21 protein-coding genes and 1 pseudogene are annotated in these 23,516 nt (G+C 38.4%); 10 read left to right on the forward strand and 12 right to left on the reverse strand.

Features of this window, described 5'->3' with window-relative positions:
* Positions 1-176: 176 nt before the first annotated feature.
* From NSQ77_RS07805 to NSQ77_RS07815, 3 genes are all read left to right on the forward strand, one after another.
* A complete protein-coding gene (locus NSQ77_RS07805) occupies positions 177-1,571 on the forward strand; it encodes an L-cystine transporter (RefSeq protein ID WP_339230097.1) in 1,395 nt (464 codons plus the stop codon).
* Positions 1,572-1,816: 245 nt separating this feature from the next.
* Positions 1,817-2,575: a polyphosphate polymerase domain-containing protein gene (locus NSQ77_RS07810; RefSeq protein WP_339230099.1), complete on the forward strand. Its 759-nt coding sequence runs from the start codon at positions 1,817-1,819 to the stop codon at positions 2,573-2,575.
* Position 2,576: 1 nt separating this feature from the next.
* Entirely contained in the window at positions 2,577-3,245 is a 669-nt protein-coding gene (locus tag NSQ77_RS07815; RefSeq protein ID WP_339230101.1) for a DUF4956 domain-containing protein, read from the forward strand.
* Positions 3,246-3,295: 50 nt separating this feature from the next.
* Here the strand turns inward: NSQ77_RS07815 and NSQ77_RS07820 are convergent, their stop codons facing one another.
* Complete coding sequence (locus NSQ77_RS07820; RefSeq protein ID WP_339230103.1) at positions 3,296-4,849, reverse strand: BCCT family transporter; 1,554 nt, start codon at positions 4,847-4,849, stop codon at positions 3,296-3,298.
* Between the two features lie 333 nt (positions 4,850-5,182).
* On the reverse strand, positions 5,183-6,001 hold the full coding sequence (locus NSQ77_RS07825; protein ID WP_339230104.1) for a phytoene/squalene synthase family protein: 819 nt from the start codon (positions 5,999-6,001) through the stop codon (positions 5,183-5,185).
* Positions 6,002-6,188: 187 nt separating this feature from the next.
* Here NSQ77_RS07825 and NSQ77_RS07830 point away from each other — a divergent pair, with 187 nt between their 5' ends.
* Complete coding sequence (locus NSQ77_RS07830) at positions 6,189-7,343, forward strand: MFS transporter (RefSeq protein ID WP_339230106.1); 1,155 nt, start codon at positions 6,189-6,191, stop codon at positions 7,341-7,343.
* A gap of 65 nt (positions 7,344-7,408) precedes the next feature.
* Here NSQ77_RS07830 and NSQ77_RS07835 read toward each other — a convergent pair whose 3' ends face one another.
* Complete coding sequence (locus NSQ77_RS07835) at positions 7,409-7,795, reverse strand: SLAP domain-containing protein (RefSeq protein ID WP_339230108.1); 387 nt, start codon at positions 7,793-7,795, stop codon at positions 7,409-7,411.
* 49 nt (positions 7,796-7,844) lie between these two features.
* Positions 7,845-8,318 carry a hypothetical protein gene (locus NSQ77_RS07840; protein WP_339230110.1) on the reverse strand — a complete coding sequence of 158 codons (474 nt, stop codon included), beginning with the start codon at positions 8,316-8,318 and terminating at the stop codon, positions 7,845-7,847.
* Positions 8,319-8,448: 130 nt separating this feature from the next.
* Here NSQ77_RS07840 and NSQ77_RS07845 point away from each other — a divergent pair, with 130 nt between their 5' ends.
* On the forward strand, positions 8,449-9,624 hold the full coding sequence (locus tag NSQ77_RS07845; protein WP_339230112.1) for a DHHA1 domain-containing protein: 1,176 nt from the start codon (positions 8,449-8,451) through the stop codon (positions 9,622-9,624).
* 142 nt (positions 9,625-9,766) lie between these two features.
* Here the strand turns inward: NSQ77_RS07845 and NSQ77_RS07850 are convergent, their stop codons facing one another.
* A complete protein-coding gene (locus tag NSQ77_RS07850) occupies positions 9,767-10,327 on the reverse strand; it encodes a hypothetical protein (protein WP_339230114.1) in 561 nt (186 codons plus the stop codon).
* A 57-nt stretch (positions 10,328-10,384) separates the two neighbouring features.
* Positions 10,385-10,543, reverse strand: coding sequence for a hypothetical protein (locus tag NSQ77_RS07855; protein ID WP_339230116.1), 159 nt, complete (start codon positions 10,541-10,543; stop codon positions 10,385-10,387).
* 258 nt (positions 10,544-10,801) lie between these two features.
* On the opposite strand from NSQ77_RS07855, the gene NSQ77_RS07860 reads away from it, so the two are divergent.
* The 3 genes from NSQ77_RS07860 to thrB are packed head-to-tail and all read left to right on the forward strand — an operon-like array spanning position 10,802 to position 14,039.
* Positions 10,802-12,103 carry a homoserine dehydrogenase gene (locus tag NSQ77_RS07860; protein ID WP_339230118.1) on the forward strand — a complete coding sequence of 434 codons (1,302 nt, stop codon included), beginning with the start codon at positions 10,802-10,804 and terminating at the stop codon, positions 12,101-12,103.
* Positions 12,100-13,161 carry a threonine synthase gene (gene thrC / locus NSQ77_RS07865; protein WP_339230120.1) on the forward strand — a complete coding sequence of 354 codons (1,062 nt, stop codon included), beginning with the start codon at positions 12,100-12,102 and terminating at the stop codon, positions 13,159-13,161. The genes NSQ77_RS07860 and thrC overlap by 4 nt, the downstream gene beginning before the upstream one ends.
* A complete protein-coding gene (thrB, locus tag NSQ77_RS07870; protein ID WP_339230121.1) occupies positions 13,158-14,039 on the forward strand; it encodes a homoserine kinase in 882 nt (293 codons plus the stop codon). The genes thrC and thrB overlap by 4 nt, the downstream gene beginning before the upstream one ends.
* A gap of 95 nt (positions 14,040-14,134) precedes the next feature.
* On the opposite strand, the gene NSQ77_RS07875 is transcribed toward thrB, so the two are convergent.
* From NSQ77_RS07875 to NSQ77_RS07885, 3 genes are all read right to left on the reverse strand, one after another.
* Positions 14,135-14,986 (reverse strand): MBL fold metallo-hydrolase, encoded by an 852-nt coding sequence (locus NSQ77_RS07875; protein WP_339230123.1) that lies wholly within the window; start codon positions 14,984-14,986, stop codon positions 14,135-14,137.
* A gap of 142 nt (positions 14,987-15,128) precedes the next feature.
* Positions 15,129-16,724 carry a glutathione ABC transporter substrate-binding protein gene (locus tag NSQ77_RS07880; protein ID WP_339230125.1) on the reverse strand — a complete coding sequence of 532 codons (1,596 nt, stop codon included), beginning with the start codon at positions 16,722-16,724 and terminating at the stop codon, positions 15,129-15,131.
* Between the two features lie 26 nt (positions 16,725-16,750).
* Positions 16,751-18,544 carry an alpha/beta fold hydrolase gene (locus NSQ77_RS07885; RefSeq protein WP_339230127.1) on the reverse strand — a complete coding sequence of 598 codons (1,794 nt, stop codon included), beginning with the start codon at positions 18,542-18,544 and terminating at the stop codon, positions 16,751-16,753.
* A gap of 231 nt (positions 18,545-18,775) precedes the next feature.
* Between NSQ77_RS07885 and NSQ77_RS07890 the strand changes: the two are divergent.
* Positions 18,776-19,025 (forward strand): annotated as a pseudogene (locus NSQ77_RS07890) (IS3 family transposase); the annotation flags it as partial.
* A gap of 68 nt (positions 19,026-19,093) precedes the next feature.
* Here NSQ77_RS07890 and argF read toward each other — a convergent pair.
* From argF to NSQ77_RS07905, 3 genes are all read right to left on the reverse strand, one after another.
* A complete protein-coding gene (gene argF, locus NSQ77_RS07895) occupies positions 19,094-20,056 on the reverse strand; it encodes an ornithine carbamoyltransferase (RefSeq protein WP_339230129.1) in 963 nt (320 codons plus the stop codon).
* A 295-nt stretch (positions 20,057-20,351) separates the two neighbouring features.
* A complete protein-coding gene (locus NSQ77_RS07900) occupies positions 20,352-21,542 on the reverse strand; it encodes a class I SAM-dependent rRNA methyltransferase (protein ID WP_339230131.1) in 1,191 nt (396 codons plus the stop codon).
* Between the two features lie 72 nt (positions 21,543-21,614).
* Positions 21,615-21,899 (reverse strand): DUF3219 family protein, encoded by a 285-nt coding sequence (locus NSQ77_RS07905; RefSeq protein WP_339230133.1) that lies wholly within the window; start codon positions 21,897-21,899, stop codon positions 21,615-21,617.
* A gap of 117 nt (positions 21,900-22,016) precedes the next feature.
* On the opposite strand from NSQ77_RS07905, the gene NSQ77_RS07910 reads away from it, so the two are divergent.
* Entirely contained in the window at positions 22,017-23,378 is a 1,362-nt protein-coding gene (locus NSQ77_RS07910) for an FAD-dependent oxidoreductase (protein ID WP_339230135.1), read from the forward strand.
* The last annotated feature ends 138 nt before the right edge of the window (positions 23,379-23,516 follow it).

The raw sequence follows: 23,516 nt of genomic DNA on the forward strand, positions 1-23,516 counted from the left end.
GAGTATGCTAATGTATGATAAACCCACTATAAATTAATTTCTTGACACTTCTCTTAAACGAGTGTATCTTAATTAAGTCATACTAATATTATCGGAATAATAAACAAGCATAATATTAGTATTTTTGTATAGTTTTATTCACAAACAAGAAAATACCAATAAGGAGGTTTATCAAAATGGACTCTATTTATATTCTATTAAATATAGTTGTGCTGCTGGCACTTATCGGTTTATTAATATGGATGCAGAAAAAGCATTTTTCTTTTACAAAGCGCGTATTCACTGGTTTAGGGGCAGGAATCGTGCTCGGGGCAGTATTACAATTAATATATGGTGCTGGCTCCGAAGTTTTGACAGAAACAACGGAATGGTACAATATTGTTGGGCGAGGCTATATTAGTTTCCTCATGATGATTGTAGTGCCAATTGTTATGGTTTCCATCATTCAATCCATTATTAACTTGGAAAGGACCGCAGAACTTGGTAAGATGTCTGCGTGGATTATCGGAATCCTGATCTCTACTACAATGGTTGCCGCTTTAATCGGAATTGGAACAGCAGTCGTGTTTGACCTGAATGCTGATCAAATTGAAATGGGGCAAGCAGAGTCAGAGCGTGCCACATCGTTAGAAGCACAGTTAGGGGATGTACAAGAGCAATCGGCCCCACAACGAATTCTAAATTTCATTCCATCTAATATTTTCTTGGACATGACAGGCGAAAGACCAACATCCGTTATTGCTATTGTTATTTTCTCTATTATTGTCGGGATTGCAGTACTGGGTGTTCGCAGAAAAAATCCGGAACAAGCAGAGATGTTCACGAAGATGGTTAATGCTGTCTATGCCGTTGTCATGCGTATCGTAACATTAGTATTACGCTTAACTCCATTCGGGGTATTAGCATTAATGGCAAATACAGTAGCAAGCACCAATTTTGCAGGTATCCTGGAGCTTGGTAAATTTGTTATTGCTTCCTATGTTGCATTGCTGACTATGTTTATTCTTCACTTAGTTTTAGTCGGCGTATTCGGCTTAAATCCGTTTACGTATTTAAGAAAAGCAATTCCAGTATTAGGCTTTGCATTTACATCACGCTCCAGCGCAGGAACAATTCCTTTGAATATTCAAGCACAAAGGAATTCACTTGGTGTTGAGCAAGGTGTTGCCAATATGTCAGCTTCATTTGGAGCAACAATGGGGCAAAATGGCTGTGCAGGAATCTATCCTGCCATGCTAGCTGTCATGATTGCGCCAACAATTGGAATAAATCCTCTTTCGCCAGGATTTATTATCCAACTGGTTCTCATTATCGGTATCAGCTCATTTGGTGTTGCTGGTGTTGGTGGTGGGGCAACTTTTGCCGCAATTATCGTTCTCTCTTCTATGGGAATGCCAGTCGCATTAGCTGGGCTGTTAATTTCAATCGAAGCATTTATCGATATGGGACGTACAGCTTTAAATGTTAATGGAAGTATGGTTTCCGGAACATTAACATCACGTATATTAAAGAATTTAAACCTGAAAACATTTAATGACAAAAATGCAATTGAAGAAAATACATCACTTTAATTTTAAAAGCCGCTCCGAGGTAATTTGGAGTGGCTTTTTTGCTTTATTAAAATGTTTTGCTTCAGCTAGATGACTCTATAATCTTATCAGATAATCCTTACCTATCATTTTATGCACACTGATAAATAACAGAACCTCTCCAAACTTCAGATTCACATCACATTCTCATCTATTTCTAATCCCTTTCACATTGGTATCTTATAGAAGAATTATAGAATAGGTTTCAAGTAAGGAGGATGGAATATATGGCAATTGAAATTTTTAGAAGGAAAGAGCAAAAATATTTAATCACAATTGGACAATATGAACAACTAATTCAGCAAATCTCACCTTATATGCGGCCTGATAAGTTTGGTGAGGATGGAAAGTACACTGTTACGAGCCTATACTTCGAAAGTGATGACCACAAAATTTACTTCGAAACAAAGAACAAACTGAAGTATCGGCAAAAACTTCGTTTGCGAGTTTACGATAATATCGACATTCACGGAATTGCATTTTTCGAAGTGAAACAAAAACATAAAAAGGTTGTCAATAAAAGACGAATGCTTCTTTCATTGTCCGAAGCTTACCGCTATATTAACCGTCAGGAGTCTTGTATTGATAATTATGAAGGATCGAATATACAAGTTTTGCGTGAAATTGATTATTTTCGTCATTTATATCGCTTAGAGCCTGAAATGGTTGTCAGCTATGATCGCCATGCACTGCATTGCATAACAGACCCCGAGTTGCGGATTACTTTTGATTTTAATCTGAGATGCAGAAATGATGATCTTTACTTGGAGAATGGTTCATATGGAGCGAGTTTTATCGATTCCAATCTCGTTGTACTTGAAGTAAAAGTGAATGACAGTGTTCCACTGTGGCTTACTCGCATTTTGCAGCATTTCAATTGCGAACAAAGAAGTGCTTCAAAATTTTGCACCAGTCTGGAATTGCTAAAAAATCCAGCACTCCCAATTGGAGCAGCTAAAGAAAATGTTACAGTAGGAGGAATTTAAGATGGAAACATTATTTCAAATTAATGGTAATGAATCACCAATATTTATGAGTCTATTAGCGATGGCAATCGCTACAATCCTTAGTATTGTTATTACAAAGGTATACCAGCTAACATTTACCGGAGATCGCTACTCACAGAACTTTGTCCATACGATTATTATAATGAGTGTCGTTGTATCCGTTGTCATGAATGTTGTAAGCGGAAATGCTGGAGTGGCATTCGGATTATTTGCAGTATTTTCTTTAATTCGCTTTAGAAGTGCGGTTACAGATGCAAAGGATATCGCCTACATCTTCTTCGGATTATCGGTTGGCATGACGAGCGGCCTCTACCAATTTGATTTGGCGATTATGTTAACCTTTTTTGCCAGTATCATATTCTACTTGCTTTATAAATTCGAATATGGGAAAGGAAAAGATTCACAGATTTTAAAAGTGACTGTGCCAGAAAACTTAAACCACGAAAATCTATTGGATGATGTTTTTGAGCAATTCACAATTAGTCATGCATTGCGCCAGGTTGAGACAACGAATCTTGGAACAATGATTATGTACACCTATGCCATCCGCAGTAAAAATGCAGTGAACGATAAAGACTTACTCGATCGGATTCGTGAGAAAAATGCAAACCTTAAGGTTTCCCTAACATATATGGAAAATCAAGACTAAGAATAAGGGCCATTTTGTTTCCTATACGGAAAGCTAAATGGCCCATTTCGTTATTCATCTTTTTTATCTACTTTTTTTCTCATTTCACGCTGCCAGATCAGTCCTTGCTCTAGTGCCATTTTCTTCGCTATTCTTGGGGCATTCCACAATGGCGGCAATAACAGAAGTGAAACTGGAACTGCTGTTATAACAATTGAGTTCTGTATCGATGCAATACTATCCTCACCAATCGATAGGATTACTACGGTAGTAGCACCAAAGATTAATGCCCAAAAAACACGTAACCAGCGTTTGGGATTATCATTTCCCTCTAGTGTAGCTGCTACAGTATAAGCCATTGTATCGGTTGTTGTTGCAACAAAGATAATTGATACAACCAAAAATCCTAACCCCATTAGTGTTGCCATTGGGAGTTGGTCAGTAATGGCCATTACTGCAGCTGGCATTCCACCCTCATTCAAAGCAGTCGAGATAGAGCCAGCATTTTCATTTTCAAAGAATACACCTGTACCACCTACAATTGAAAACCAAAAGTTATTAACTAAAGGAGCAATAATAGATACAGCTATGATTAATTGTCTAATCGTTCTTCCACGAGATATCCTGCTAATAAATACAATCAGCATAGGGGCATAACCGATAAACCACCCCCAGAAAAATATCGTCCATATTGAAAGCCAGCCCTCATCTCCACGATACATGGTCATTGTGAAGAAGTTTTGCAAATGAAAGCCAGTGCCACCTACAAATGCATCAATAATAAACATTGTAGGACCAATAACGAGTATTAAAGCTGCTAGAAAAATTGTAAATTTGACATTCCAATTGCTCAGATGGTAAATCCCTCGATCCACCCCTGTAGCAGCTGATATCGCAGCAATCAATACAAGTACCAGCACAACAATAATGCTTACAGTTAATGTATTTGGTACATCGAATAAATGATTCAGCCCATAAGATATCTGTAATCCTAAGAACCCAAGCGGTCCCAATGTACCAGCAACTGTTGCAATAATGGAAAAGATATCAGCCGACGAACCAAGCACACTATTATGATAGATCTTTTCACCAAAAATTGGATATAGTAATCCTCTAGGCTTGAGTGGTAAGCCTTTATTATAGTGTACATACATCATTACAATAACCGAAAGTGTACCTAGGATTGCCCAAGCGGTAAATCCCCAGTGCATAAATGATTGAGCAAATGCAGCATTTATATTATTAAACTCCCCACCGCCGACTAATGGGGGAGCAGACATATAATGATACATCGGTTCCGCGGCAGCCCAGAATACACCGCCGCTTGCCAATAGAGTAACTAAAATCATAGAAACCCAGCCAAAATTGCTATATTTTGGTTTATCTTTTTTACCTAATTTAACTTTCCCATACCTTGAGATAGCTAACCCTAGTCCAATGAAAAAATTCCCAAGCAATAATATTTGCCAATACGCACCGAAAAGGTCTGAAGAATAAGCAAATAATGTATTCACCGCACCATCTACCATCTCATTATCAAATAACGATAATAAGATAAACAGAATCAGAAACCCTCCACTTGCAATAAATACCGGCCAATCTAGTTTCTTCTTTTTTGTATCCACGTTTTCCTCCTAATTTTGTTAGGAACAAGCGTCTATAATATAGTAATCCGTTTTGTCATTAAAGACCGTCGGATGGAATTTGATTACAATACCTAATATCTATCTACAGAACAACCAATGACTAGTATTCCACCAACTTGCTCATATTTTTAACACAGTTCACTATTATAGGTTTCATTTATTATTTACGCAAATAATATTAGGCTAATTTATTTTCAACACTTCAGGACGAATTTATATTTACTGTTGACTAATAGCAATTCTTTACATAATAAAAAAAGAATGACTGCTGCGAGCATATTGCTGCTTGCTGTCATTCTTTCCAAAACAACATTATTCATTTATAATCTCGTCCACTGTCGATTCTACTTCAGCACGAGTCATTTTTTCTTTGCCGCTCTGTAATGCTTTAAGTGTTCGCTTCGCTAATGATAATGGTATTTTGCAAAATAATGTAATGTTTTTTGTTTCGATTTGCTTCATATAATCATCTGCTTTTGCAAGATTTCCCTCTGCGTATCGAAACATATCTCCCCGGCTCCATCCGTCTGGAAAAAATCGCACACCGCGTTCGGCATCTTCATCTTTATTGCGTAAAATATTGACCGCCTGTAGTCCTCGTCCATAGCCAATTGCCAGATCACGGTCAGTTTCAGTTCCGTCATACCATGTCCAAATATCGGAGAGCATAACGCCAACCAAACCAGCTACATAATATGTATAGTCATCTAAATCTTCTTCTGTTCTTACTTCCCAGTCTTTCTTAACCCATTTCGCCATACCTTCGGCCATTTCACTTGTTGATGCTTTTACTTTATCAACAATATCAGCCGGGCAAAATTCAAGCCAGTCGCCAAGTCTTAAGGTCACTTCTGGTAATTTTGATTTATATGGGGTTATCAATGCTTCATAAGCTTGTGAATCAAACTCTTTTTGTAATAAAGCACTTGTTTCTAACAACAACCGTTGCTTAGTTTCAGCATCCAGCTGTTCATGATCCTCTATCTCATCGATTGCACGCATACATAGATAAGCAGATCCAACTGTTTTGCGTAATGTTGGATTTAATAATTTAATCGGTATATAAAACGTTCTGCTAGTAAGCTTCAGCACACGCATTGCTTCTTTGTCCAACCTTGCTTGACCACTCAACAAATTTCTCCTCCTTTAACCAATACGAGGTACCATAAGTATAACAAACCCAATCGGGACTGTCACTTTTCGTTATTACGAAGAAAGTGTTCCGAGAAAAATAGAGATAATGTTATTTCCCCTTGCAGTGATGTCGAATAGAAGCTAATATTGTACTATTGCAGTTTTAATAGAGAGGCGTAAATATATGGACAAACGAGTATATTTATTAACGATTGTTTCTTTTGTCGTCGGAATGGTCGAATTAATTATAGGCGGTATATTGGATTTAGTTGCTGAAAGCTTGGAGGTTAGCGTTGGGCAAGCCGGACTGTTAATCACGATATTTTCACTTGTGTTTGCAATAGCCTCACCAATATTATTATTTCTAACCGCAAAGATAGAACGAAAAAAACTGACATTGATTACATTGTTTATTTTCTTTTTAAGCAATGTTCTTGCCATTTTCAGTCCTGTTTATAGTGTTCTATTCATTAGTAGAATTATATCAGCTGCCAGTGCATCATTGCTCATTGTATTATGCGTGACAATGGCTTCCACAATTGTCGAGCCGCAATACCGCGGGCGTGCGATTGGGATTGTGAATATGGGGGTTAGCGGTTCACTTGTGCTTGGCATCCCATTTGGATTAATGCTTGGGAATACATTCGGGTGGCGTGCCCCATTTATTATGATTGCCATCCTAACATTGTGTTCCATGGCTGGTGTTTACTTTTTCATGAAACAAATAACCCCTGTCCAAGGTGCGGTTTCCATCGGCCAGCAGCTGCGTACATTGAAAAACAGCAAGGTACTGCTCGCGCATGCTACTACATTTCTTGTACTTGCAGGGCATACAACACTGTATACTTATCTCACTCCATTTTCTCAAGTAACAATGGGACTGGAAGGCATATGGATTAGTATTGTTTATTTAGTGTTTGGTATTGCAGCTGTTAGCGGGGGTGCAATCGGGGGTACATTCGCCGATTACTTTGGGACGAAGCGTACGATTCTTTCTGTCATTATCATTTTTATCATCGCGATTATCGCGGTACCATTCTCAACATTCTTTGTACCATTTTTCTTTTTCGTTATGATTGTTTGGGGAAGCATGAGCTGGGCAATAACACCACCGATGCAGAGCTATTTAATTGAACTGTCACCAAAAAATTCGGATATTCTGATCAGCTTAAATAATTCATCACTGCATCTTGGTATTGCGGTTGGATCATTTATCGGCAGTATTGTCGTTGATCGTGTCAGCATCGAATATAATGCGATTGTCGGAGGCTTTATCATTGCATTTGGACTTGTAACTGCAATGTTTGCAACAAGACGTGACACAGCCGCTTCCCAATAAAGCAAGCCCAGAAACACGCAAACGAGCTGTTTCTGGGCTTTTAAAATAGAGTTAAAGTTAATTCATCAATAGGCATTGATGAATTCTAATCTCCCATCCTCTAATACAGGCTGAGCTTTCAAGCTTTCTACTGGAAATATGAACGCCCATGGCATACTTGTTTCCGCCTCTATTGTCAGTGCAGGAATTGTAAATTCCTTAGCAGCAACAAGCTCACTATTTTCAACATAGCAAATTGGTTCCATTTGAAAAGAGAACGGATTATCCGTAAAATTATGAACGATTACGGTTACCAATAATTCTCCTTTATAGTTCATCGCCTGCCACAATTGCGTAAATGCTACTGCTTGATTACCAGATTGTTTCGTTTCTTGAAAAACAGCCTCAATTATTTCACGGTCTTTAGCTGGCAAAGCCTTATCCCATGAAGCCTCATATTGTAGCCTCTGCATATTATCACCACTCTATTAAGTATCTGTCTCTGCGAAGTTTTACGATTAATTACCTTATATAAAGCAAGAACGCATAGCTAGCTGAACCTTGCTCCCAGTTTGCAGAAACTTCATAAATGACATTTCCTTTGTACTCTGATAGATCTATTTTATCATACACTGCCTTCACAGTATTATCTTTATCCCAGATTTTAACTTTATAATCGGTAGGATCCATTTCAAACTGCAGCGTTATTTCTGTATCTTCATCCACTTCAATTGGATTTCCATCATGCACCATTTCACTAGGAGACATAGAGTCTGCCTCCACATTGACAGTTGTGCCGTCTGAGTTCTCATATGACCAGCTATACCCTCCCTGAGCAACAGCGTATGATTCACCATCAACTATTAAGGTTAACTGTGGCGGAGAAGTAAAATGATTTGCTTCTTCTCCATTTTCCGCCTGTTCTTTTGAATAACTAGTTGCACATCCTGCAACTACAGTTAATAACAAAGATAAAATCACAAATATACGAAACATGTTGATCATCTCCCTTCTTTCCTTAGTCGATTTTTCAAGGAAAGCGTTACAGGATATGAGATGATTAATGGTATCATAAGATCAATTACATATCATCCATATAAAACATAGTAAATGAGAGGAATAAATTATGACAACAAAACTTTATTACAACTCAGCCTATATAACAACATGGAATACAAACATAGCTAACACAATTGAGCATGATGAAGATTTATTTATCATTTTAGAAGAAACGGCGTTTTACCCTCACGGTGGCGGTCAGCCATGTGATTTAGGGAATATCAATGGAATTCCAGTTCTTGACGTTTTTACAGAAGAAAATGTAGTCCTGCATAAAATAGAAAAGCTGCCAGATAGAACGCAGGAAATAATCACTTGCACAATCGACTGGCAACGAAGATTTGATCATATGCAGCAGCATAGCGGGCAGCATTTATTATCAGCAATATTCAGGGAGCTTCTTCAGGCTAATACGATAAGCTTTCATCTTGGAGTAGAAGATGTCACAATTGATATTGATCAGACGGCATTAACTAAAGAACAGCTGCAAGCAGTTGAAACTGAAGTAAACAAGCAGATCTATCAAAATCGTTCAATACAGACCTACTTTGTTACCAATGAACAATTAAAGGAAATCCCATTAGTGAAATTGCCAAAAGTAACGGAAAATATCCGCATCGTTGAGATTGAAGGAATTGAATACAATGCATGTGGTGGCACACACGTGTCTCGAACTGGCGAAATTGGTTTAATTAAATTATTTCATGCTGAAAAAATAAAGGGAGCAACAAGAATTTATTTCAAATGCGGATATCGTGCATTAGCTGACTACGAGGCAACACTTCATATTACGGACACGCTATCGAAAAGGTTTAATACCGGTAAGAAGGATATCCTTGATCGCTTCGAGAAATGGGAGCAAGAGCATAAACAGCTGCAATCACAGCTTTCGGAATTGAAAGAGGAGCATGATATGTATCTGACAAAAGAGCTCCTTTCTAATGTAGATGGATCTGTTCTTACCCACGTTTTCTCGAATAAATCTTTAAAGGATATGCAAAAATTAGCTGCCAAAATTGCGACAGAATACCAGTTAACTATTCTGTTTGCAACAACAGCAGAAAACAAAGTTATCCTTGCACATAACGGTCCCCATACATTCTCATGTGGTGCTTTTTTCAAAGAACATCTTAAAGCATTTAATGGCAAGGGTGGCGGAAGTGCTCACTCTGCACAAGCGGGATTTGCTTCAAGTGAGCAGGCTTTACAGTTTTATCATTTTGCTTGTCAGGAGATTAGCTAAGCGTTTATTTGAATTGTAACGTCCTCGCTTCCTTTAAATAGATAAAAGGAAGCGAGGACAAGCATCTTAATTTTATGGAAAAATTGATTCGTGCTGGATTTCAATTTCCTATCTAAAACAACTTTCATTAAAACTATAATTCTTAAAACAGCAACTCCTCTATCACCTTACTCTCCATATTATACAAACGATACATACAGTAAATCTGCGTCAAGAATGCTGGCGAAATTAAAAGATCATTAGGTTTCTCCATCACCTTAAAGGTTACATTAAATGTGATTTCATTAAAACTGATAGCAGCATATTTCTTTTTATCTGCTTTCAATATGAGGGATCCATCCCAATCCTGATAAGCTTCAAACTTAATTGCCTGAATGGATCCTTTAATATGAAAGTAAATGGTGGAAGCCCATTTCACATCTTGGATATCATATACTTGATCCTTCTGATAATCATATAAATGGTAGCTATATCCTTCAAGACTTTTCCAGCCTTGCTTTTTCACACTGATAGAACTCCGCAGTGTTTCATTCTCATCCTCAAATGCATAGAAAGACCCTTTTCGAACCGTTTCATTTCTTACTTCCTCTTCATGTGTTCGAATGACAGCACCGATTTCCTGTCCATCTTTGTCATAAACAATCATTTTATGACTTTTGGAAAAAAAAAGAACATCTTTGCACGTATATTTCAATGGCTGCATGTCCATGCCCCCTTCTATCCTATATGATTTTCAATACGGATAGAAGTTTAATTAGTTTCATCTATATCGCTTTTTTTTTCGCCAAAAAAGCAAACTGATTAAGCCAAGTCCAAGTCCGATGGAGCCACCTATTTCCACATACCCAATGAAATATCCAACAGTAATTCCAATTAATAAGCAAATAAGAAAAATTGCACCTGCAATTGATTCACTCATGTTACTCCTCCTCATCACCGGGTGATATATATTAGTTTATTGTTCAATCCACATTTTTGTTCATCATACCTTCAATAATGTTATAATCGTTTTATGGATTTCTAATAATAGATATATGGTTTCAACATTAATAGACTCTTGAAAACGCTTTATTGAATTGTTTCAAAATTCGCTATTGCTATACTTTAGTATTCGTGTTTAAATGAATTAAATATACAAATTAGTTCTTTCCAGAAGGGCTAAATACGAGGTGATTATGTGAGTGAGAAAGTTACTGTTGGTCTTTTAGGGTTAGGAGTTGTAGGTTCTGGTGTAATTAAGCTGATTGAAAACCACCAGCAAAAGCTTGCACATCAACTGGGTTGTAATGTACAGGTAAAACGCGTATTAGTTCGAAACTTGGAGAAATCCCGTGATGTTGATATAGAGGAAGATCTTCTTACAACAAATCCGGATGACGTTTTAAACGATCCGGAAATTGATGTTATTGTAGAAGTAATGGGTGGTGTTGAAGAAGCAAAGGATTATATTTTAAGAGCATTTGCTTCTAAAAAACATGTTGTTTCAGCGAATAAAGACCTTGTAGCATTGCACGGTCCAGAATTACAGGATGCTGCTACGCGTAATAAAAGCGACTTCTACTATGAAGCTAGTGTCGCCGGCGGGATCCCAATTCTACGCGGGATTGTCGATGGACTTGCATCCGACCGCATCCAACAAGTAATGGGGATTGTCAATGGTACAACAAATTACATATTAACACAAATGGATAGTGAAGGGGTCAGCTACGAGGATGCATTAAAAGAAGCACAGGAGCTTGGCTTCGCAGAGGCAGACCCTACTGCAGATGTCGAGGGCCTTGATGCTGCCAGAAAGATGGCAATTCTAGGAAGACTTGCATTTTCAACGCCAGTAGATCTCGAGGATGTTGAAGTATCTGGGATTAAAGGAATTGCATTAGAAGATTTGCAGTATGGTGATAAACTAGGCTACACGATGAAATTGATTGGTTATGCAAATTTTGATAATCATGAGCTGGAGGTCAATGTACAGCCGACATTACTTGCAAAAAGTCATCCGCTTGCAGCTGTTAAAAATGAATTTAACGCTGTTTATGTTTATGGAGAGGCAGTTGGCGAGACAATGTTCTATGGTCCAGGTGCTGGTAGCTTGCCAACAGCAACCGCAATCGTATCTGATGTCGTTACGGTTATTAAAAATATGCGTTTAGGTGTAACCGGAAATCAGTTTGTTGAACCTCATTTCGAAAAAGAATTAAAAACACCTGATAAGCGTTATGCACAGTACTATGTACGGCTCTATGCGAAAGATGAAGCTGGAGTTTTCTCAAACATTTCGGCTTTATTCCACGATCAGGATATTAGCTTTAAACGTATTTTACAAACACCTGTTAACAAGGATGAAGTAGCTGAAATTATTTTCATTACACACCAAACATCACTCCAAAACTTCCAGCATGCCTTAGAAAAGCTTAAAGGTCTTGATGCTGTTTTGGAAGTAAAAAGCTATTACAAAGTTGAAGGAGATGCTATTTCATGAGCTGGCAAGGACTTCTAAGTCATTACAAAGCATATTTACCAGTTACCGATCAAACACCTGCACTCACTCTGCAGGAAGGGAATACACCACTTATTCATTTCCCGACACTGTCAGAGGAATTAGGAATTGAATTATATGGAAAGGTCGAAGGAGCCAATCCGACCGGATCATTCAAGGATAGAGGGATGGTTGCAGCAGTAGCAAAAGCAATCGAAGAAGGAAGCAAATCCATTATTTGTGCCTCTACTGGAAACACTTCTGCAGCGGCTGCAGCATATGCTGCACGAGCAGGTATTCGCGCAATTATTGTGATTCCCAAAGGCAAAGTTGCACTTGGCAAGCTGGCCCAAGCTGTTATGTACGGTGCAGAAATTGTAGAAATTGATGGCAACTTTGATGATGCCTTGCAAATGGTGCGAAAAGTTAGCGAAAAAGCACCAGTTACCTTAGTAAACTCTGTTAATCCATATCGTCTGGAGGGACAGAAAACGGCAGCATTTGAGGTCTGTGATCAGCTTGGAGCTGCCCCAGATATTCTGGCGATACCAGTCGGCAATGCTGGAAACATCAGTGCCTATTGGAAAGGTTTTAAAGAATATCACGAGGAAAAGCAAACTGGCCTGCCAAAAATGTTTGGATTTGAAGCAGAAGGTGCTGCTGCAATCGTTCAAAACAAAGTCATTACACAACCGGAAACCGTCGCTACGGCGATTCGAATCGGCAACCCTGCCAGCTGGGAACTTGCAGTAAATGCGAAAGAAGAATCTGGCGGACTCATCCAGTCTGTAACCGATGAAGAGATCCTTAATGCGTTTAAACTCTTACCAAGCAAGGAAGGTATCTTTGCAGAGCCAGGCTCTTGCGCATCCATTGCAGGTGTTATTCAGCAATGCAAGCAAGGAACCATTAAAAAAGGCAGCAAGGTTGTCGCTGTCTTAACCGGAAATGGTCTGAAGGATCCGCAAACAGCTATTGACCAATTGGAAATTAATCCAGTTTCCTTAGAAAATGATGAAGCTGCCGTAATGCATTATATAGAAGAGCTGGTCAATCGATGAGACCGTTTCGTATTTCCGTACCAGCAAGCTCAGCAAATATCGGGCCCGGATTTGACTCTATGGGACTAGCAGTTAATCTTTATCTTACATTAGAAGTAACAGAATCGGAGAAGTGGGAGTTCATCTCCCCTTCTCTTTCTTCTCCAGATAATTTTACGGATCATTTTATTTATCAGATTGCCGCAAAAATTGCAGAACGCCACCATACGACATTACCTGTATGCAGGGTTGCCGAAACGAGCGAAATTCCACTAGCACGCGGATTGGGCAGCAGTGCATCCGCAATTCTAGCTGGTATTGAACTCGCAAACCAAGCCTGTAAGCTCCATTTAAGCGCTGCAGATAAACTTCAGTATGGAACAGAAATAGAAGGCCATCCTGACAATATCGCACCAGCACTCTTTGGTGGACTTATTATCTCAACCTTAACTGGCAATGAAATCAATTGGCTTCAAGCACCAGCATTAGATGTTGATCTAGTTATCTATATTCCCAATACTGAACTGAAAACAGAGGCTGCAAGACAGGTTCTCCCAGATTCATATACGAGAGACCATGCCGCAGCAGCCAGTGGAATCAGCAATCTTGTTGTGGCCGCATTATTAACAGGTGATTACACTCTTGCCGGAAAAATGATGGAAAAAGATATGTTCCATGAGTCGTATCGCTCAGCACTAATCCCTAACTATGATCAAATTCGTAATGAAGCGAAGTTCCATGGTGCCTATGGAACTGTTATTAGCGGTGCTGGTCCAACGATGATTTCTTTTGCTCCAAAAGGTGAAGGACAAGCTATAGCTGAACCATTGCAAGGAATACTCCCGGATTATCATGTGAGCGTAATGATGATTGATATGCTAGGATTAACTGTAGAGTAATAATTAAAAAACAAGGTATTCGCCAATACTGCTTTAGGAGAATACCTTGTATTATTTATTCACAAAAAGGAGAACCCCAGGCTCTCCTTTTTTTCTTATTTAGCATACCCATTTACAAAATAACCAATAATTTCCAAGTCCTCTTCTGTTAATTCTCGCTGAAAATGTGAGGTCATCGCTTTTACAATCGCCTCCTGCCTCCCCTCATACCTTTTTGTTAATGCTGCACTTGTTTTCAGTAATTCAAAAAAGCTTGCGAATTCTTCTTTTGATAAAGGTGCTGGATGATGGGATAGGAAAAACAACTCTGCATCATAGGTCTCTATCTTCTCTAAAAGCGTCCCCATCTTTTCCATTGTATAATGCCATTTTTCTGCATACATATTTGCATAAAGACAATCTCCAAGAAATAGCGCTTTTTCCTCCTGTATATAAATAAGATTGGAGTCTGGTGAATGATCCCCTCCGACGTGCTCAATAATACAATTGACCCCGCCAAGATTGACTTGCATTCGATTTTCAAAAATAAGTGTAGGATCCGTGATGTTAACATCACGCGCTTCCCCAAGCTCTAATTTAATCGCATCCGCACAAAATGAAATTTCAATTCCTGCTTCGACACGCTCATCTAGCTCCTTATCTTCCCATGAAAATCTTTGTAACTCTTTTATATTATTATAAGTCATATAATTAGCGATGGATGGCATGTCCATTTCATGTAAGCCAAAAACATGATCCCAATGCCAATGTGTTAAGGCTAGAATATCTCCAGTGATATTATGCGGAGCCAATTGCTCCTTAAATAGCTGTGCATGATTGGATGAATTCCCAGCATCAATCAACAATGTTTGATTATCCCCCGCAACAGCTGCTAAAATTGGCCGGTCTGTCTTTTGATATGACGGGAGATAAAAAAGACGATTGGAAAGCTTCTGTAATGTTTGCATGTATTTCGTACTCCTTCTAGCTAAGTTGTAGTGTTCATTATAACCTATTTATTGCGGTGGCAAAACACGCTTCAACGTATAAATTTTATATTGAAACGCTAAAAAAGAGGACCGATGGAATTCTCCACCAGCCCTTAAAGTTCTATTCTTCAATATATACATCTTTAAGAAGCAAGAATTTTGTAGGTAACATTGATAATCCTTTTACTTCTTCACGCAGCCCTGATAAATAATCCTTATGCATCAAATAATCCATCGGGGCTAATTCCACGAGCAATTCTTGTGCTTGATTATATAATTTTAGCCGCTCCGATTCATCTATTGTTTGCCGTGCCTCTTCTAAGATAGAATCTAAATTCTCATGATCAAGAAAGGTTCTGTTTCCAGGCGGTCCCATATTCTCAGAATGGAATAGTGGATACAACCCGTTATCCGCATCAGCTGTTCCATTAGACCATCCTAAAATGAACATATCATGCTCACCTTCTCCAATTTTCTCCAAATATGCACCCCATTCAAAAATCTCAATCTCTACATCAATCCCAATTTCTGAAAGCTGAGACTGAATATTGGTTGCAATATCCAGTCGTTCTCGTGTTTCATTGGTCCAAATTGAAGTGGAGAATCCATCTTCGTAACCAGCTTCAGCCAATAGCTTCTTTGCTTCTTCCTGATTATAGGCAATTCCTTCTAAATTTTCATTATAACCAAATACATTTGGCGCAAGTGGCCCTGCAGCAGGAATAGCATAGCCATTCGTAATACCATCTACAATCTGTTCTTTATTAATTGCCATCGTAATTGCTTGCCGAACACGCTCATCGTCAAATGGCTTTTTTTGTGTATTAAAACCAAGATAGTCCAGGGAAACACTTCCTTGTTGCAGCATCGCTAATCCTTCTGTTGATTCAATTTGTGCTACATCAGAAGAACTTAATTGATTAGTGACATGCGAATCACCTGTATTTAGTTCAGCAATACGAGTAAGGTCTTCAGGAACAACCTTAAATGTGACCGAGTCTAGTAATGCTGTCCCATCCCAATAATCTTCATTTTTAACTAAGCGGATATATTGTCCAGGACTCCATTCATCAAATTTAAAATATCCTGTCCCAATTGGTTTTTCATTAATGACACTTCCAGGATCCGCTCCTTCTTCCATCGCTGCATAATCTGCTTCAATTTGCTCTAAAGAGATCATTGCTCCAGATGAATGTGCTAGATGTGCTGGCAGACCTGAAAATGGATATGCCGTCTTTATTTGTACTGTATAATCATCAATAACAATTACTTCATCAATCATATCGAGCAAATAGGCTGTAGGAGCTGCCACATCTTCATCAATAATACGCCCAATATTCGCCTTTACTACTTCTGCATTAAACGTTGTTCCATCATGGAAGGTTACTCCCTCCTGAAGCTTAAACTCCCATGTTGTATCATCAACCGCTTCCCAGCTTGTTGCTAGGCTAGACTCCAGACCCATATTCTCATCGTGCTTAATTAATTTTTCAAAAATATTAAATTGGATATCGAACGATGGAACATCATTTGCTCCAGCCGGATCTAATGAGATTGCGTCAGAAACCGTAGCAATAACTAAATCTCCACCATGCTGTTTCCCATCATTTTCTGTACCCCCCGCTTCATCTGGTTCACTAGCACAGCCTGCAAGAAAGATACTTATAAGTGTTATAGCAATAAATGTGTACAGCCAATTTCTCGATACTCTTTTCATAATTGTTCCCCCAGTATAATTGACGTCTATTGCAAGTGCTTTTTCATAAAGGCAACGATTTTCGTATTCATTTCAATTTGATTCTTTATATTTTCTGTTTGATGCCCTTCGTCTTCGAAAACAATGAGCTCCACTTCTTTTCCTTGTCTCTGTAAATCCCTATGCAATTGCTCTGCTTCACTGACAGGGACTCGCGTGTCATTTTTGCCATGGAAAATAAGCAAAGGTGCTGTCATTTTATCTGTATGATTTAATGGGGCAATCTCTTCGAAAAAGTCCAGGTCCTCTTTCAGTGAACCGTATTCCTTCTCTCTTAATCGCCTGCGCCAAGGACCTGTATTTTCAAGGAAAGTCTTAAAATGTGAAATACCAACAATATCTACTGCCGCCGCCCATAATTCAGGATAGTGTGTAATTGCCGCCAGTACCATAAAACCTCCGTAGCTACGTCCCATAATGGCGATTTTTCCTGGATTAGCACCATGCTCTCTAGTAAGGTCTTCTACAAGCCATTTTAAATCAGCAACAGCATTCATCCGTTTGTGTACATCATCTAATTGCACGTATTTCCTTCCATAGCCCATACTGCCCCGTACATTTGGCGCAACTACTGCATAGCCTTGAGCTGCTAGAAATTGTATGACAGGATTATATTCATTCCTAATCTGACTCTCCGGACCACCATGCACATAAATCATGAGGGGCTGTTCGTGTTCCTTCTTACCATAAAGGAAATAAGGTACTTCCAGCCCATCAAAAGAAGAATAATGACATAATTCCGGCTCTGTCCATAAATGGTTAATGTCCTTATTTTCACCCACATAAGTAAGCCTCTTCGTATTTTGCTCTTTTAAGTCTGCTGACCATATATCTCCTGGAAGAATCGCACTTTTTATTTCTAGGACAAGCTCTGCATTATCCATCCATGATAAAGAGCTGTATACACCAAATGGAAGCCCTGTCGCTTCAAACATCGCTTTATCTTTTATTTGATAAAATCGCAGTCTTGAAACTCCCCCCTCATTTACCGTATATGCAAGTAATTTTTCGTTGGGAGATAATTTTATTTCTTCAATATCCCATTTTTCAATTTTCGAAAGTTGTTCCAATTCACTAGGATTATCGAATGTAAAGGAATGAATAGCTAACGTATCACGTCCTTCATCTGTTACAAGATAGCCCTTTTTTCCATCCTTTGTCAGCTGTATCGAATGATACCTCGCGCTTATATTTTCTTTGCCAATCTTCGTCATTTCTTTTGTTTCCAAGTCAAATATATACAGGGAGTTGTCTATGTTGGTTTCTGCTATACTTAAAATGATTCCTTTTCCATCCTTTGTCCAACAAACCGGAGTACAATTACCATCATACGGATATACTACTTCTTCCTTTTTTGTTGCAATATCCATAATATACACATCAAAATATCCTGGACTTCTGCGATTGCTGGAGAAAGCGATTTTTGTTTCGTCTGGCGACCAGCCGCCAAAATGATGGAAATGCTCTTTTGAGATGACAAGCTCCTCTACTCTTGCGCTTTGTTCACTGATTAAGTAAAATTGCTGTTTCTCATTCCCATTAATATCCGACCCTATTATCGTCTTCGTTCCGGATGGTGAATGATTTACAGTGAGCGCTCTGTCCGGCAGCTCGATAAATTGTTGGATCTCGGATGTTTGGCCGTCCCATTTCCAAACCTGTGGTAATCCAGTTTTATTGGTTAGAAATGTAATTGCTTGTTGACCTGAGATTACAGCTGGCTCATATGCTCGGTATGACTTTAAATAAGATAGTAAAATTTCCTCAGATGTTGTCGCCATTTTCCATTCCTCCCCTTTTATTTTTCGAACATTTCTTGCAAATGTTGATTATAACAAAAAATTATATAGTATTTATTTTCAGAAATCAATCCAGAAAATTGGATACTCTTACGTTTTTTAGAACTGACAACTTAAAAGGGGTTATTAAGATTACACACTTTAGCTTTACTATCGTAGAAGATACTTCTGCAAACTAAAAGGACCACCTGGGTGATATGCTCCCCGTAGGGTGGGTTTAAACGAAGGATAGATGAAGTGGAAATGACACATAGTATGTCTCGTGTAGGAAAATGCATTGATAATGGACCAATGGAATCGTTTTGGGGAACTCTCAAATGCGAGAAGTATTACTTCCATAAGTATGGGACATTTGAGGAACTCACGAAAGCAATTGATGAATATTCGCTTTTACAACTATGAAAGATATCAAGAAAGACTAAACGGTCTTAGCCCTGTTGAATACAGGACTAAAGCCGCTTAAATCATTTTTTGTTTTTCCACTGTCTACTTGACAAGGGGCAGTTCAGGGTGGTAGTCCTCTTTAAAGTATTAGCTCATTAATGCTGTCATCAATGCTTTTTGTGCATGCAGTCGATTCTCAGCCTGTTGAAAAACAACAGAATGTGCCCCATCAATTACTTCTGAAGTTACTTCTTCACCGCGGTGAGCAGGCAGACAATGCATAAATGTAACATCTGCTTTCGCCTTAGCCAGTAGCGCTGCATCGACACGGTATGCGTCAAAATCTTTTTCTCTTTTTGCTTGTTCTTTCTCCTGCCCCATACTTGCCCATACATCTGTATAAATAACATCAGCATCTTGAACAGCTGCAGCAGGATCCACTTCAATACTAATTTTCGCATTATGTTCAGCAGCTATTTCCTGTGCCTTTGCTGTGACATCTGGATCGGGCTGATATTCATCAGGTGCAGCAATCACCAGCTCCATCCCCATTTTAGCGGCTCCATGCATAAGAGAATGTGCCATATTATTCCCGTCCCCAATATAAACAGCCTTCTTGCCTTCCAATGTTCCTTTTACTTCTTTAATTGTTTGCAAATCTGCAAGCACTTGGCAAGGATGATACAAATCTGTCAGTCCATTAATAACAGGGATACTGGCATACGCTGCAAGCTCCTCAACCACATCTTGAGAAAATGTTCGAATCATAATTCCATCCAAATAACCAGACAAAACCTGTGCCGTGTCAGCGATTGTCTCGCCCCTGCCGATCTGTATATCTTTTGAGTTCAAGAAAATTCCCATACCGCCCAATTGATAAATGCCAGCCTCAAACGACACACGCGTTCTCGTTGACGACTTCTCAAAAATCATTCCCAATGTCTTTCCTTTTAGGGGTTCAAAAGGAATACCTTCTTGCTTCTGCTTTTTAATAAAATCCGCTAAATCCAGCAGATAGTTAATTTCCTCCTTCGAATAATTGGCAAGTGTTAAAAAGTCCCGTCCCTTTAGCTCCTGTTTTATCAAATCCGCTTCTTTAACCATTGTCATGATAAAACTCACATCCTCTTGTAATTTGTATATGAATTATTATGCATTATTTAGAATAAATATACAAGTGTTTTTATATTATTTTCACATTTTAATATATGTATAATGGTTAGTATAATAAATTAGCCAATGTCAGAATAAGCATTATCAAACGCTGAACGAGCAACCTCAATAAATTTAAACACTGACTTGTTTTTTATAAAAAAACTAAAACTCCCATGTATTACCCCTTTGCCAGCTATCTGTCCAACCACCTAAAAAACCTGCTTTGAACGAATCAAAGCAGGTTTTTTAGCTAACTTAATTTCTGCACAACGACAACCTTCAAGTAATTCCCTTGATTAAAATTGCGGTTTACTTGAAAATCAGCCGGCAAGGAAAATTCTTCAAGAACTTTATACTTCATTCCATTGAATCCTTTATTAATAAACTCTTTGAACTTCTTCATTCCAAAAGAAGCGTTATTTGTAGATGCTACAATAATGCCGTTCTTTTCGGTAATCGCTAATGTATCTTGAATTAAAGCTGGATAATCCTTTGCTGTACTAAACGTATGCTTTTTTGAGCGAGCAAAGCTCGGCGGATCCAGGACAACGAAATCAAATTTCAGTTCTTTCCGTTTTGCGTATTTAAAATAATCGAACACATCCATCACGATAATATCCTGTTGTTCGTAATCAATACCATTTACAGCAAACTGCTCAATTGTTTTACTTTTACTACGCCCTGCAAGATCTACACTAGTGGTTTTTGCAGCACCACCAAGTGCGGCCGCGACGGAAAATGCTCCTGTATAGGAAAACGTATTTAAGACATTTTTTCCTTTTGCATACTTATCGCGAATTGCTTTTCGCACACCGCGTTGGTCAAGGAAGATTCCCACCATTGCACCATCATTCAGATGAACCGCATAGTTTATACCATTCTCCTTAACGATAATTGGAAACTCTCCCCGTTCCCCTTTTACGAAGTCATCATCATCGAGGTATTGTCCCTTTGTGTCAAAGCGCTTCTTTTCATAAATCGCTTTATAATCGACGAGCTCATCAAGCACACGAATAACCTTGTCTTTAAAGGAGTAGATCCCTTTACTGTACCAGCTGATTACATAATACCCAGCAAAATAATCAATTGTTAAACCGCCAATACCATCGCCTTCTCCATTAAAGACACGAAATGCATTCGTATTCTCGTCGTTATAATAGGACTGTCTTTTATTAAATGCAGTTCGTATTTTATGCTTAAAAAAGACGGTATCAATTTTTTCATTTTCATTAAAAGATAGTATCCATCCCAGACCTTTGTTTTGCTTGCCATAGTATCCCTTTGCAAAAAACTGTCCATGCTGGTCCACTAAATGAACAATTTTTCCTTCCTCAGACAAAGTCCCTGGATTTGTGATTGCATCTTTCAAAATTAACGGAAATTTATTTTTATAGTGTTTAGTAAAATCTGGTTTTATTTTCAATTCCACAATATTAGCCATATTTTCATCCTATTCCATTTTTACACATTATCGCATGTGACCTGTAATTAACGCAAGCTGTCGGATAAAAAGCTAGGATTGCTCCACTAATTCAAGACGAAAATCTCCTACGGCATCAGCTTCATATAAATTTGTAATGGATGTAGCATAATTATAAATCGTAGCTCGAAATTCAAGATTCTCTTCAGGAATCTGAACTATAAAATCATTTTTATAGAGCAAAGTAGTTATATCATGATATTCCTCACTAGTCACTTTAAAATCAAAGCTCACTTTTCGATTTCCGCTTGGCTGTTTTTCCATATGAAATTGCAGTCCATCAATTTCATATCCATTTATAATCACTTTTCGTTTCATGCGCCTCACTCCCTTTTATGAAAAGTTTATCAATTTTATCGCCAACTGTTTACTAAAAGAACTTATTTGTTTAATTCCAAACCTTTAGGGTAATAGTTTAATGAAAGGGTGATTTTGATGGAACATTTTGATGCAATTATTATCGGCTTTGGTAAAGGTGGTAAAACGTTAGCAGCATCCCTTGCTAAGGCTGGAAAGCAAGTTGCTATGATAGAGCAATCTGCTGAACAATATGGTGGCACATGTATTAACATTGCCTGTATCCCAACAAAATCGCTTGCTTTTCAATCCGAACAGCAAGCAAAGTCCGGCGAATCCAAAGAGGACTATTACCAAGAAGCAATACAGGAAAAGGATCAGTTAACCTCTACTTTAAGAGAGAATAATTTTAAGATGCTTGATGATCAGGAAACAGTTACAGTATATACCGCAAAAGCTACGTTTATCGATGATAAAAAAATCAGGCTTAGATCAGATTCTGAATCTCTTGAGCTAACTGCGGATAATTTTTTTATAAACACCGGCTCATCTCCAATCATTCCACCGCTTGATGGGATTGATGATACAGAAAATGTCTATACTTCTACAACACTCCAAGAGCGTCATGAACTGCCCGAAAAACTTGTTATCATCGGTGGTGGGTATATTGGTTTAGAATTTGCTTCGATGTATGCAAACTTCGGTTCAAAGGTTACTGTAATTGACAGCTCTGAGGAATTCTTGCCGAATGATGATCGTGATATTGCCGATAAAGTACAAAAGATATTTGAAGAAAAAGGAATTACCTTACAACTAGAAAGCAGGGTAAAATCTGTTAAGAATAAAGATGGCGGCGTTGCTGTCACTTATCAGAGGGGCGATACAGCAAAAGAGATAACTGGATCTGCCCTACTTGTTGCAACCGGCAGAAAGCCAAACACAGAAGGACTTGGGATAGAAAATACTTCCGTTCAAATGGATGATAAAGGAGCAATTATTACAGATGATTACCTGAAGACAAATGCCGATCATATTTGGGCATTAGGGGATGTTAATGGTGGTCCGCAGTTTACTTACATTTCATTAGATGATTTTCGTATTGTTCGTGATCAACTATTTGATGATGGCTCTTATTCAAAAAAACAACGAAAAAATATACCGTATTCCGTTTTCATTGAACCTGTTCTGTCCCATGTAGGTTTAAATGAAAAGACAGCTAAAGAAGAGGGTATTAACTATAGAGCAGCATCTATTCCTGCAGCAGGTGTTCCTTATGCTCGTATTGTCAAACAAACAGACGGACTTTTGAAGGCTCTTATTGACCCGGACACAGATGAAATCTTAGGGTGTACTTTATTTTGCGCAGGTTCACACGAATTAATCAATACCGTGAGAATTGCCATGGAGGCTAAATTACCATACACACGATTAAAGGATAATATTTTCACACATCCATCCATGAGTGAAGCATTGAATAACTTGTTTTCAAGCTTTGACTAATGTATATCGGGGGCTTTTTAGAGCCCTTTTTATTTTGCAATTAATCAAAAGAAAGACCCATCTTCTGCCGAAATAAAAACAGAGTTTTATCTCAGATTAATGGTAATAATTTCATTACAGCTTCACCGCTATATGGTA

Source organism: Oceanobacillus sp. FSL K6-2867, assembly GCF_037963145.1.
In the GTDB taxonomy this organism is placed as follows: domain Bacteria; phylum Bacillota; class Bacilli; order Bacillales; family Amphibacillaceae; genus Oceanobacillus.

Coding starts and splice junctions, on each gene's coding strand:
- NSQ77_RS07805 (WP_339230097.1), top strand. CDS start 177: ATGGACTCTATTTATATTCTATTAAATATAGTTGTGCTGCTGGCACTT.
- NSQ77_RS07810 (WP_339230099.1), top strand. CDS start 1,817: ATGGCAATTGAAATTTTTAGAAGGAAAGAGCAAAAATATTTAATCACA.
- NSQ77_RS07815 (WP_339230101.1), top strand. CDS start 2,577: ATGGAAACATTATTTCAAATTAATGGTAATGAATCACCAATATTTATG.
- NSQ77_RS07830 (WP_339230106.1), top strand. CDS start 6,189: ATGGACAAACGAGTATATTTATTAACGATTGTTTCTTTTGTCGTCGGA.
- NSQ77_RS07835 (WP_339230108.1), bottom strand. CDS start 7,795: ATGCAGAGGCTACAATATGAGGCTTCATGGGATAAGGCTTTGCCAGCT.
- NSQ77_RS07840 (WP_339230110.1), bottom strand. CDS start 8,318: ATGTTTCGTATATTTGTGATTTTATCTTTGTTATTAACTGTAGTTGCA.
- NSQ77_RS07845 (WP_339230112.1), top strand. CDS start 8,449: ATGACAACAAAACTTTATTACAACTCAGCCTATATAACAACATGGAAT.
- NSQ77_RS07850 (WP_339230114.1), bottom strand. CDS start 10,327: ATGCAGCCATTGAAATATACGTGCAAAGATGTTCTTTTTTTTTCCAAA.
- NSQ77_RS07855 (WP_339230116.1), bottom strand. CDS start 10,543: ATGAGTGAATCAATTGCAGGTGCAATTTTTCTTATTTGCTTATTAATT.
- thrC (WP_339230120.1), top strand. CDS start 12,100: ATGAGCTGGCAAGGACTTCTAAGTCATTACAAAGCATATTTACCAGTT.
- thrB (WP_339230121.1), top strand. CDS start 13,158: ATGAGACCGTTTCGTATTTCCGTACCAGCAAGCTCAGCAAATATCGGG.
- NSQ77_RS07875 (WP_339230123.1), bottom strand. CDS start 14,986: ATGCAAACATTACAGAAGCTTTCCAATCGTCTTTTTTATCTCCCGTCA.
- NSQ77_RS07880 (WP_339230125.1), bottom strand. CDS start 16,724: ATGAAAAGAGTATCGAGAAATTGGCTGTACACATTTATTGCTATAACA.
- NSQ77_RS07885 (WP_339230127.1), bottom strand. CDS start 18,544: ATGGCGACAACATCTGAGGAAATTTTACTATCTTATTTAAAGTCATAC.
- argF (WP_339230129.1), bottom strand. CDS start 20,056: ATGACAATGGTTAAAGAAGCGGATTTGATAAAACAGGAGCTAAAGGGA.
- NSQ77_RS07900 (WP_339230131.1), bottom strand. CDS start 21,542: ATGGCTAATATTGTGGAATTGAAAATAAAACCAGATTTTACTAAACAC.
- NSQ77_RS07905 (WP_339230133.1), bottom strand. CDS start 21,899: ATGAAACGAAAAGTGATTATAAATGGATATGAAATTGATGGACTGCAA.
- NSQ77_RS07910 (WP_339230135.1), top strand. CDS start 22,017: ATGGAACATTTTGATGCAATTATTATCGGCTTTGGTAAAGGTGGTAAA.